This window comes from Ruminobacter amylophilus (assembly GCF_900115655.1).
GTDB classification, from domain to species: Bacteria; Pseudomonadota; Gammaproteobacteria; order Enterobacterales; family Succinivibrionaceae; genus Ruminobacter; species Ruminobacter amylophilus.
Window position 1 is genome coordinate 1 of the sequence record NZ_FOXF01000065.1, and the last position, 10,341, is coordinate 10,341.

The 10,341-nt window shown below is 43.5% G+C and carries 13 protein-coding genes; 10 read left to right on the plus strand and 3 right to left on the minus strand.

The genetic code is table 11. From position 1 onward, the window contains the following. The first annotated feature begins 98 nt into the window (after positions 1–98). Entirely contained in the window at positions 99–326 is a 228-nt protein-coding gene (locus BMY80_RS10955; protein WP_093143654.1) for a TraV family lipoprotein, read from the plus strand. Between the two features lie 69 nt (positions 327–395). Then, positions 396–851, plus strand: a complete 456-nt coding sequence (gene traA / locus BMY80_RS10960; protein ID WP_093143656.1) for a TraA family conjugative transfer protein — start codon at positions 396–398, stop codon at positions 849–851. 86 nt (positions 852–937) lie between these two features. On the opposite strand, the gene BMY80_RS10965 is transcribed toward traA, so the two are convergent. Further along, a complete protein-coding gene (locus BMY80_RS10965) occupies positions 938–1,546 on the minus strand; it encodes a hypothetical protein (protein WP_093143657.1) in 609 nt (202 codons plus the stop codon). Next, positions 1,543–1,908 (minus strand): hypothetical protein, encoded by a 366-nt coding sequence (locus BMY80_RS10970; protein ID WP_093143659.1) that lies wholly within the window; start codon positions 1,906–1,908, stop codon positions 1,543–1,545. The genes BMY80_RS10965 and BMY80_RS10970 overlap by 4 nt, the downstream gene beginning before the upstream one ends. Before the next feature lie 339 nt (positions 1,909–2,247). Here BMY80_RS10970 and lepB point away from each other — a divergent pair, with 339 nt between their 5' ends. The 8 genes from lepB (at position 2,248) to BMY80_RS11010 (ending at position 9,736) form a co-directional block, all read left to right on the plus strand. Continuing rightward, on the plus strand, positions 2,248–2,832 hold the full coding sequence (gene lepB, locus BMY80_RS10975) for a signal peptidase I (protein WP_093143661.1): 585 nt from the start codon (positions 2,248–2,250) through the stop codon (positions 2,830–2,832). Beyond that, entirely contained in the window at positions 2,780–4,198 is a 1,419-nt protein-coding gene (locus BMY80_RS10980) for a TrbC family F-type conjugative pilus assembly protein (protein ID WP_093143663.1), read from the plus strand. The genes lepB and BMY80_RS10980 overlap by 53 nt, the downstream gene beginning before the upstream one ends. Further along, a complete protein-coding gene (locus BMY80_RS10985; RefSeq protein ID WP_093143665.1) occupies positions 4,191–5,285 on the plus strand; it encodes a TraU family protein in 1,095 nt (364 codons plus the stop codon). The genes BMY80_RS10980 and BMY80_RS10985 overlap by 8 nt, the downstream gene beginning before the upstream one ends. 5 nt (positions 5,286–5,290) lie before the next feature. Next, entirely contained in the window at positions 5,291–7,036 is a 1,746-nt protein-coding gene (locus BMY80_RS10990) for a hypothetical protein (protein ID WP_093143666.1), read from the plus strand. Between the two features lie 24 nt (positions 7,037–7,060). Further along, the gene (locus BMY80_RS10995) at positions 7,061–8,023 is read left to right on the plus strand and encodes a hypothetical protein (RefSeq protein WP_093143667.1); all 963 of its coding nucleotides are present in this window, start codon (positions 7,061–7,063) and stop codon (positions 8,021–8,023) included. A 94-nt stretch (positions 8,024–8,117) separates the two neighbouring features. Then, a complete protein-coding gene (locus BMY80_RS11000) occupies positions 8,118–8,417 on the plus strand; it encodes a hypothetical protein (RefSeq protein ID WP_093143668.1) in 300 nt (99 codons plus the stop codon). Between the two features lie 6 nt (positions 8,418–8,423). Continuing rightward, entirely contained in the window at positions 8,424–9,092 is a 669-nt protein-coding gene (locus BMY80_RS11005; protein ID WP_093143670.1) for a hypothetical protein, read from the plus strand. A gap of 80 nt (positions 9,093–9,172) precedes the next feature. Further along, a complete protein-coding gene (locus tag BMY80_RS11010; protein ID WP_093143672.1) occupies positions 9,173–9,736 on the plus strand; it encodes a DUF2846 domain-containing protein in 564 nt (187 codons plus the stop codon). A gap of 338 nt (positions 9,737–10,074) precedes the next feature. On the opposite strand, the gene BMY80_RS12285 is transcribed toward BMY80_RS11010, so the two are convergent. Further along, positions 10,075–10,341, minus strand: a 267-nt coding sequence (locus BMY80_RS12285; RefSeq protein WP_177178527.1) for a hypothetical protein, incomplete at its 5' end; no start/stop codon positions are given.

Below are 10,341 nucleotides of genomic sequence, written 5' to 3' on the forward strand. Positions count from 1 at the left end.
AATGCAAAACTCCTGATTATATAAGTTAAATTATATCTCAGGAATTTTTCTGACATTTTTAGCTACATGTAATTTACAGAGTTTGGTTCACACGCCCGATGATTACGGATAACTACGTTGCTCCGGCACTACCAAAGAAACCCATCCCGATCAGAACACCTTCAGTAGTTATGCGTATTCTTGTCCTTCCATGGCAGGATTCTGCAGGAGATCTCATGGTTTCCGGCTACATCTATACTGAAATTGAGCCTCGTCGGTGGGTAATAGGGAATGAGGGTGTCACAACCTCTGAAAATTCTCTGACCATACATTCCTCCATAAGATAAAGATTTTGGTTTTGTGTTTCTACATCAGTAGATATTGTTTTTTTCACATCTATATAAGGAAATTATTAAATGTTTAAGAAATTATTAAAGAAGTTCGCTGTTGCTACCGCTGCATTCGTATTTACCTTCGGCTCTGTAATGACCGTAGAAGCAACCATGGACATGACTCCTGCAGCATATGCGTCCGAAGATGCTAACGGCTGTATCAATAACGGCTCTGTAGGCGAATGTTCAAACACTTCATCATACACTGAATTCGACTCAATCTGGAACCGAATCGCTGCCTGGACTCAGGGTTCTCTCGGCCGTGTAATCGCTGGTGCCTTCATCCTCGTTGGTATCGTTGGCGGCGTGGGCAAGCAGTCTATCATGTCATTCGCAATCGGTATCTCTGCAGGCCTCGGCTTAATCTACGCTCCAGGCATCCTGGCTTCACTCTTCTCAGCTGACGTATCTGTATCTGCTTTATCAGAAGACGTATTACAGCATGCAGTTGCAATGCTTCAGAATCATGGGCTGAAGTAATCCCGTAAACTTCTAACACTCCACGAATTAAAACCTCTCATTCCACAGTTTGAGAGGTTTTTTATTAAAAGTAGGATCTAAAAATATTACCAGGTGCTTAATTCAAAATCATCAATCAACAGAGCACCTGTATTAGGATCTATGAGTTTAAGCTCAGCAAATAAATCCCATACTTCTTTTTTGTATTTGTCAGTGAGTGCCTTGTCTTTTGGTTTTAATTTGGAATATTCTTCTTTTTTAATTGTGAGGGACGAGAATATTTTTTTTATTTTACCATTTACTTTTTTATCAATCTTACAGCCATTCTTATTACATTTATCTACATAGGTTGGATCTTCTAATGATAAAAGGTAGCCAGCTGTAATAGAGTATATCGCAATACTGTTGCCTGTCGGTTTTCCATTGATAAATGCGTTTATGGATTCATCTATGCGTTGTTTATATTCTTCCTGATAGTTGTCTGTAAATTCGCAGTTACCTACAACAGGTGAACTTAAAACCACACCTTCGCCGATACAGAGGAGAACTAACTTCTGACCTTTTTCTAAATTGACAATTTTATCAATGTCTTCGTCAGGATTTTTAAATGCTGCATTAACTGTACTTAATACGGTTTTTTTGCCTGCTTTCATAAAGATTACGGGTTTATTCCCCACGGAACTCTTAATCTGTTCAATTTCTCCGGTAACTATCAATTTTGGTTAATATATTCCTTATCACCTTTAATTTGATTTTTATCATATGTACTGAACATCTGCTCGGCAGTAACAGGTTTATACCCGTATTTTTCTTGCAGAACATCGCCAAAAGCACTATCACCTCCTTCGTTAAAAGACTCGAAATCTTCGTTTAACAGTGCATGACTAAAGTTTTTAATAAACTTCTGTCTTTCAGGAGTCAGCTTGGATTCTGCTTTTTCATTTGTTTGATTTGTATTATCTGCCGGTGCAACAGCCTTTACAGAATCCGAAAAATTGGTTGCATAACAATTGGATGAACAGACGGTTGCATAGATACCGAATATGCAATAACTAATAATCTTAGACAGTTTATTCATTGTCTTTCCTCCACAATCACTACAATCCTCAGAACTTTTTAAAACATGTTCCAATACCACGTAAAACAACGACTACCTTATTTAAATTTAGCAAAACAATCATGTAATTCAATTAATTGCAGATAAACAAAGGGAAATATTCAAACACTTTCACGTTTTACGTAATTTTGCGAGATTAAATTTTAAACTGAGGACTTTTATCACTACGATGTCAGCCCAAACCCCATAAAAAAGAAAAATATTTAAATTTTCTGCAGTTTTAACAGTAGTTTGTTGGCCAATCCATGAAAAACGATCTGTTACTATCAGTAGTGACTGAATATATATTCCGGAGTTTTTATGGAAACAGAAAAAAAAGGGCAGCACAAACACCCGGTTCTGCGAAGCTGCATCAAGTGGTCGTTATATGCCTCAATCAGCATCTGGCTTGGCGTTACGGCTTTCGACCAGATTGAAAAACACATAAACGTCAGCTTCTGGGGACACATCGGCGCCGAAAAGGAACGGCAGCTGTCATGCATTAAGGATATGTACTACATGTTCGTCACTAAAAAAATCACCGATTATTCAACCCATGAATGGCAGCGTGACAAACTTTATACGTTCAGAAGCCAGGAAGGAGCCCTGTACAAGAAAGGCACCATATTCGTTAAGTATCTGAGGGGACTCCCCGGGGATACCGTGGAAATTAACGATAAATACGAAATCATGGTAAACGGCAAAGTCGTGGCCTCAGGTTTTCCGATATTCGAAAGACACGGAATAAGAATTCCGGAAAAGTTCATATTCAAGGAAGTCATTCCTCCGCACAAATACTACATGCTTGGTGACACAGAGCATTCCTACGATTCCAGATACTGGGGCTACGTTGATGAAGAAGACATTATTGGCCGTGCTTACGGCTTCTTTGCTGTCGGCAAATAGTTTCGGAAATAACGGGGAAATCGGGAATCTTATCGACGAAGCCCGTAATCAGAACCTGTCTGAAGAAGAACTCGCCACAATTACCGAACTTAAGAATGAGAGCAAAAGGATTAAGGCGCAGACCAAAGAGGAAATGACTTCGCTTACCGAAACAAAGGCAAGCGAGCAGTCCATGCTCATTCAGACAAAAAAGACCATTTACGAACTCAGGGAAACCATGGATCCCCAGACCTATGAGAATCTGCTTACGTCATTAACCGAACAGGAAAAAAACATCGCCGGCAATTCAGTTGAAGCATCGGATCAGGATCTTTCACGGTATCCGATATACATCTTCGCCTCCCAGTCCATGGGGGACGCAGCACTTAAATCACTCTATGCGGGCGTTGCGGGTGAAAAGAACGTGTTTATCATCTTCCGCGGTATTCTCCCGGGAGAAAATCTGGCCTCATTCTCCAAACGCCAGCACATGCTGTATAAGCCGGAAAAGGATGATGAAAATGAAACCAGGACTTTCTTTCCTCCAAATATTCAGATCAATCCTGTACTGTTCCGTCACTTTAACGTAACTGACGTACCGCAGATGGTCATAGCCGATCCGGAACACCTTAACGGTAATTCCACATGCATGTCATACGCCAATGGGGCTGACATCAGTGATGTCTGCTATCTTAGCCGAATCTCCGGTATCTCTAACCATGTTTATCTTCAGGAAGAAGCCAAAAAGAGTCATTTCGGCAATCTCGGCAAACTGGGGGATGTTCTGCAGATTTCAGAGCCAGACATGGCTGAAGAAATGAAGAGAAGAGCCATGGCATATGACTGGAAAAAAGCGGCAGAAAGAGCAAAAGACAATTTCTTCAGGGACAGAAAACCGGTTTACCTACCGACAGCCATATACAGAAGGACAAGATACGTGGATCCATCAATAACCGTTCAGGAAGACGTAAAGGATGCCTACGGCAAGATTCTGCTGCCCCGGGGCATGATGATCAATCCGCTCAAACACACGCTAATGACGGGGAAATACGTGATATTTAATGCAACCGACAAGGCTGAAATCCAGCGAGTAACAGATTACGTTTCAGCTCATCCGGATGATGATTTTACTTTCATGATTGACGATATTTATCATGACGATTCCGAGAACGGCTGGAACGAATACGAAAAGCTCGTAAAAGCCTTTAAACAAAGGGTTTATCTGATGCCCGACAACCTTCCTCATGAGCTTGGAGTGATGGTCACTCCCACAGTGGTTTATGCGGACAACGAAAAACAGGTTCTGATCCTTGAAGAACTGGGCAAAATCGGCCAAAAAACACCGAATAAGAGTATTGCCGTGGAGAAGAGGTATCAGTATGAATAACCTGTCAAAGACTCTGCTTTCGCTCGCCGTTCTGAGCTCATCCGCAGCATTTGCGGGAGATGCCCGCTGTCCTTCTCATGAACCGTTCTCGCAGGCGGTTAACAATCTCTGCTGGGACTGTATCTTCCCCATCTACGTTGCCGGGGTAAAAATCGATGCCTCATCTAAGAAGGAGGACAAAAAGGACTCCGGAAAAGGGGATGAGAAAAACAGTAAAGGAAACTTTGGCATATTTCATAACCCCGGTGTGCCTTCTGACGCTTATACCAAACCGTTCTGTTCCTGCAGGGAAGGGAAGATTGATAAGCCGGGTATCAGTGAAAGCCTCTGGGAACCTGCAAGACTCGTGGAAACCACATACATGGCAGGCTGCATGCCTGCCTTAGGCGGTGCGGTCACCAAACTCTGCCCCGGTGGTAACGGGGTATCAAGTCATTCGGGTGACGTGCCGTACGGCAATGAGCATGACTACAGAAACGTACACATGTATGCGTTCCCGATTCTCAGAATACTGAACATGACCACGGACGCGGTATACGTTAAGGATGGTTACCAGGACGTAAGTCTCATGGAGCTCTCTGAACTGAATCCGTTCTATAAGGACGGTTCTCTCTCCATGGTGGCGACACCCGAAACCATGATAGTGAGCGCCATGTCAGCACTGGCTCCGATAGCCTGTCTTGGGGAAGTTCCAATGACCATGACCAATCATTCTCCGGTAGAGTCTCTGTGGTGGTGTGCCGGTAATTGGGGAGTCTATTATCCTCTTGTCGGCACCGTTCTCGGCAGTAACTCATTCAGAGCCACATCTCTTGAAGCCACCAGACTGCTTGCACTCATGCACCGTGAAGGCCGTGAATTTAATACCATCGGCAAAGATAACATGTGCAATGCCCACGTTTCAGAAAAGCTTCCAAAACAGCAATGGAAAATGCAGCACTACTTTCCGGTTCCCGAGAACGGATCCCACGTCATCGGCTATCCGACAATTCTCTGGAACAGCATGCAACACTATCCGGGCATTAAAGGCCAGACCGACGGCTACGTACTCTTCAGATGGAATGACTGCTGCAACCACATGGAATAACACTAATGCTTAATACTCAAAGATTCTACATAAAGCCTCTGGCTTATTTAATCATGAATTCCCTGGCGCTTACGCCTTTTATCGCATCTGTTGCCGTGGCTGAAGAGAATGAACGTGAATTCGACATGCTTCAGGGGATTAACGAAGGCACGTCAGAGGTAAAGGACTTCTTCAGTGACAGTAATTTTTCAGTCAATCCATCCGAAACGGGACTCAGCATTTCCGCAGGCGATCAGAGTGCTTCCATAAGCACTGATGACGAGATGTTTACGTCAGATGACAAAGAAGCACAGGCCATGGTCGATAAGGCCAAAAATCTCGGCGAATCAGACAGCCTGCAGTCGGCAATTGACTACGGACAGCAGCTTAAGAGTAAATACGCAGCGGAAGATGACACCTCAGACATGGGCGTCATTTATCAGACGCATAAGAAAATGATCCAGGACGGGCGTCTCGACATCAGCAGCGATCCCGTTGTTACCGATGCCCTCAGTGTCTTCGATCCTGATGATCCAAACTCAATATACAACTACTTCTCCGACGCCTGTCAGGAAAAAAACAAAACCACCGGGGAAACCAGACAGTCAACCAGATTCGTGGGTACGGAAGAAACCTGTCTCAAGTACAGCACTTCAGGTGCCAACTGTAATATCAGGCATAAATACGACGTAAAGGTCATAGAAACCACCTCGGAAGAAAGACCGATCCTCCTCGAGCCGTGTTCGTGCCGAAAAGGGGACTCCTCATGTACCAAAGAAACCCTGACTCACTGTACAGGCTTCTGGGTAGGAGCCGCGACTGCAGGCGATAACCTTCTGAACCCAGAAAACGGGAATAACAGTAAGTCCTGTATCGTCTACAGGCAGAAGGCAAGTTTAATAATTCATAAGCCTCAGGCTCTCACGAAGCTTTATCTTGACGGGGCCTCCATCGACGATAACGCGGCCGTGTATCTCTACAAATACGGGGAAACACCTGACTATGCCAAGCCGATTTGGAAGTCTCATGCAGTGATTCCCGCAAGAAACATTTCCTATAACAGGGAGCTGGACGACAGTGTTCATTTCTGTAACCCGATTACCGAACCTAAATGTGCAATTCCAAAATACGATGACAAAAAGACCTTTCTTCCTGCATATGACGTAATAACCGGAGCATTGCTTGATGATCCGAAGAAAGGGAAGCTGTATTCCGGAGAAACCGACGGTAAATACAAGGCTCCTCTCGTGGATTTCACCAATTTCTTTGCCAATGCCACCGCTGATGACGTCTATGTGATTGAATTCCTGCTGTCCGTATCCGGCAGGGGAAAGGGCTCACTGCATTTCAGAGCTGAATATGATCCTGCTCTCGCCATGGATGAAAACTGGACAGGAGAAAACCACTGCCTCGATAAGCTGGAATACTTTTCCGAAAACTCAAGGCTTACCAAAGGCTCTATAACCTGTACGGCATACGGAGAACAGGTGAAGGTAGGGGACGTGACCTGCGGTATCACCAATGGTCACGTTGTCTGTCCTGAAGCCTTCGGATCTCAGAAGATTCCGTATCTGCTGTCATATGATGAGAATAAAGGGGATTACGTCAAAGAGTCCGTTTCTCCGGATCATTTAACGTGTACCAATTTTAACTTCAGCTATTCAACGCTTTCACCTTCGGAAGAAGCCATTAATAATTCCTGCGATGAACTGCTTTCTTCCGCTTCCGACAGCGGTAAGTCCTGCTACATGACCAAAACCCAATGCATCTAGACCACGGCTGAGGCTGATGAAGAAATGGGAGGAACGGGAAACACCGATGACTGTTACCTTAAGGAAATCACCTACAATTGCGGAAAGGAAGAGACCTTTGAGGAAACCACGGAAACCGTGCAGACCAATTGCGGTTCAAACAATATGGTAATCAACTGCGAGGGCTGTTCCTGCATCGGCATCACGCCTACGGTAGAAAACACCGGAAGTTTCGCTAAAACGTCTGCCATTCTTCAGGCCGTGGATTTCATGGCACAGGACTTCAAATGCGTGACAGTGGACGGTAACGAATGCTCCGAAGACGAACAGAGGGAACACTTTATTGAGATATTTTCCGGGGCCCGCAAGCACTGCCATATCTTCGATACGGGGTTAACTTACCAGAACTGCTGTAAGAACATGTCAGGGGTTTCCGTAAACAACTACGTGCACAACATTCTGGTAATGAGCAGGCTGCTGAGCTCAAAGCAGGCTTTAGGCCAGTATGCGGACAAGCTTGATCCGACAGGTCTCAGCACGTCACTTAATGATAAAAGTCTGACGGCTGCAGATAAGCTTAATACCAAGGTTAATTCCTGGCTTGATTCCATCACCGGCGTTGAAGGCGGCGCAAATCTGGCACAGAACACCGTAATGCTTATCTATATCAATGCTTATAAAGGAGAAATAGTTAAGGCTATGTCCACTTTATTGAGCAGTATTGGTAAGAAAATTACAGGTGATATAGCAACAGCAGCAGGATCCTCCGGAGTAGAAGGAGCCAAAAAACTTGCAGAGGACGAAGCAACCCAAAAGGCAGCGGAAGAAGCCAGCAACGAAGCTTTGAGTTCTTTAGCGAGCGCAGCCAGCATTGTAGGAGCGGTTTATACGGTTTATTCCGTTATCAATATGTCCCTTAAGCTGATTTTTAAATGCCGAAACATTGATTTTGAAACGGCATCCGACAAGGCTTCTCAAGAAGTGTTATCAGGTTTCAACCAAGTGTAAGGTAAAAGTATTTAACCCTTTCGGCAAATCCAAATCATGTGCCGACCGTGAATTCTATTTCTGCTGTTACAACTCTCCTTTGGCCAGAATCGTGATGCAACAGATAAAGAAAACCGGCCAGCTCGGCTTCTCTGAAGACGATAAGAGCTGTGTTGGTATCAGACTGGATCAGCTTGAACAGCTTGACTGGTCTAAGCTCGATCTGTCTGAATGGAAATCTCTTATTCTCGAGGCTCAGAATGCCGGACTCAATGACGATCAGCTGAAGATAATGGAAAAACTCTCTGAACAGACTCTGGCTCCGACAGATACGGCAGCAACCCTGGAAAACAACAGCACTTCCGACTCGATAGCCGAACTCGTAATGTATTTCAGTGACAGGGACGAAGACTAAGCTCTGATGAAAGAATTTAAGGCGCTGCCTCAGGATGTCCGTGAAGCAATTATTGCCAGAGAAGAAGCGACTCAGGCAGCATATGAGGATTCGGTCAATAACAGTAATCTCAGCGACGAAGAATTTAAGCAGTATAACGATTTGGCTGAGAGCAACATTCGTAATGACAATGCCAACATTGATGAACCGGTTTATAAGGCTGATGCAAAGAATCAGCAGATTAACAAGGAACTCATGGCAGCCCAGCTTAATTACTCGCTGATCAAGATAGGGGAGTTATCCCTGGCGGACATTGCAGAAGCTGTTCTGGACTACAGGATCGAGGTTCCCGGCTCCGTTTATGACGTCATTCTGTCAGGCTATGACAGGGAAAATCAGAAACTTGATGACGTTGCCCTAAAGATCATTAAACAGATTAAAGCCGATAACGCCAACGTAAAAATATCGTCCGTTCCTCTGACCGTGGAGAACATCACCGGCGAAAAATCCCTGCTCAACATTAACAAATCTTCTTCAACCAATCCTGAATCATGCAAAGACAATGACGAATCATGCGTCAGAAGGTCTGCAACGGTAAGGTTGGACAATACCATAGAGATTTTACGGAGTATTTACGGCGATGCTTACAGATTCTCACTGGAAGCCGAAGAAAGTACTCCTAAAAATCTTAAATAGGGAAAGATTTTTAGGTAAAGTAACACAACTTTTTGTATAATTTTATTTCATAACAATTTATGTAAATTAAAGGAGAAAATATGAATTTAATTAAGACTTTAACAGCATCAGCAATGCTCGTTGCGTTCTCCGTAATGGGAACCGCATGTTCTTCAGTACAGCATAAGGATGCTAAAGACGTATCTTACGCACTGGATCATGAAAATCATAATCCTGAAAAAGCAGGCATTTACGTTTTCAGAAGCAAGTACGATCCTACACACGTATACCGTGATTTATACCTTGACGACAAGTTCGTAACCAGAATCGGCGGCTGCGGTTATTTCTTCAGAGAAGTTGAACCGGGCGAACATACCGTTACCACATACAGCCGCTGGGGAAATCATGTTCAGGTAACCATAAATGCCGAAGCCGGTAAGGAATACTATTTAATGCAGGGATATGACCCAACCAAATTTACCTGGTTAACATTCCTTCCAACCCCGATGACCATTGACGCAGCAAGCATCTATGGTGGCAGAAAAACAATTGATTACTGTCCAAATGATTTATTACCTGACCTTGATGGAACTCAGCCTGACCTGCAGTCTAACGCCTCAATTGAGAAGAAACACATAAGCGAAGAAGTATTATCAAGAAAGTAATTTTAAGTACTTCAATACAGAAAACCCGGCCATGTATTTCATGTCCGGGGTTTCTTTTAAAGGCTCTTAGAAGCCTTTGTCGGTTCAGATTATTTTATTACCATTAACGTCTAACCTGAATAAACGTTAATGTAAGGAGTACATATATGAAAATATATATCCGTATTTATAAAATAAAATGTCCTTTTATGCAAATATTTGCGTTAAAATTGCTGAATTTTTAATTGCATCCTTTATAGTTTCAATAACTCAACTTTCCCACATGATTTTGAGTGGAAAAACATAGCGCAACCTTAATCCATGCGGTTTAGGTGTTTTTTAAAAACATGTATTGATTTTTATGACAATTTTGGAGTTTTTTTGGTGGCGAATTCTTCGTACAGACCTAATACGAAATCCTGAATATAAGCAATCTGTTCGGTAAACCAGCTGCTGAGCATTTTGAAAGCCAGTACCATTGCCTTTTCGTAACAGCTTTTTTTCAGATACTTTCTGTCACGCAGAGCCTGTACATAGCCCATGAAGGTATTCATCAGTGTATCTAATGCTATATTCAGATGTATTTCCTCCAATTGTTCGGCACAGCTTTCAAAAACTGCTCCAAA

What these genes read in the sequence shown, in the direction of transcription:
- BMY80_RS10955 (WP_093143654.1), top strand. Translation starts at nt 99, where the DNA reads ATGATTACGGATAACTACGTTGCTCCGGCACTACCAAAGAAACCCATC.
- traA (WP_093143656.1), top strand. Translation starts at nt 396, where the DNA reads ATGTTTAAGAAATTATTAAAGAAGTTCGCTGTTGCTACCGCTGCATTC.
- BMY80_RS10970 (WP_093143659.1), bottom strand. Translation starts at nt 1,908, where the DNA reads ATGAATAAACTGTCTAAGATTATTAGTTATTGCATATTCGGTATCTAT.
- lepB (WP_093143661.1), top strand. Translation starts at nt 2,248, where the DNA reads ATGGAAACAGAAAAAAAAGGGCAGCACAAACACCCGGTTCTGCGAAGC.
- BMY80_RS10980 (WP_093143663.1), top strand. Translation starts at nt 2,780, where the DNA reads ATGAAGAAGACATTATTGGCCGTGCTTACGGCTTCTTTGCTGTCGGCA.
- BMY80_RS10985 (WP_093143665.1), top strand. Translation starts at nt 4,191, where the DNA reads ATGAATAACCTGTCAAAGACTCTGCTTTCGCTCGCCGTTCTGAGCTCA.
- BMY80_RS10990 (WP_093143666.1), top strand. Translation starts at nt 5,291, where the DNA reads ATGCTTAATACTCAAAGATTCTACATAAAGCCTCTGGCTTATTTAATC.
- BMY80_RS10995 (WP_093143667.1), top strand. Translation starts at nt 7,061, where the DNA reads ATGGGAGGAACGGGAAACACCGATGACTGTTACCTTAAGGAAATCACC.
- BMY80_RS11000 (WP_093143668.1), top strand. Translation starts at nt 8,118, where the DNA reads ATGCAACAGATAAAGAAAACCGGCCAGCTCGGCTTCTCTGAAGACGAT.
- BMY80_RS11005 (WP_093143670.1), top strand. Translation starts at nt 8,424, where the DNA reads ATGAAAGAATTTAAGGCGCTGCCTCAGGATGTCCGTGAAGCAATTATT.
- BMY80_RS11010 (WP_093143672.1), top strand. Translation starts at nt 9,173, where the DNA reads ATGAATTTAATTAAGACTTTAACAGCATCAGCAATGCTCGTTGCGTTC.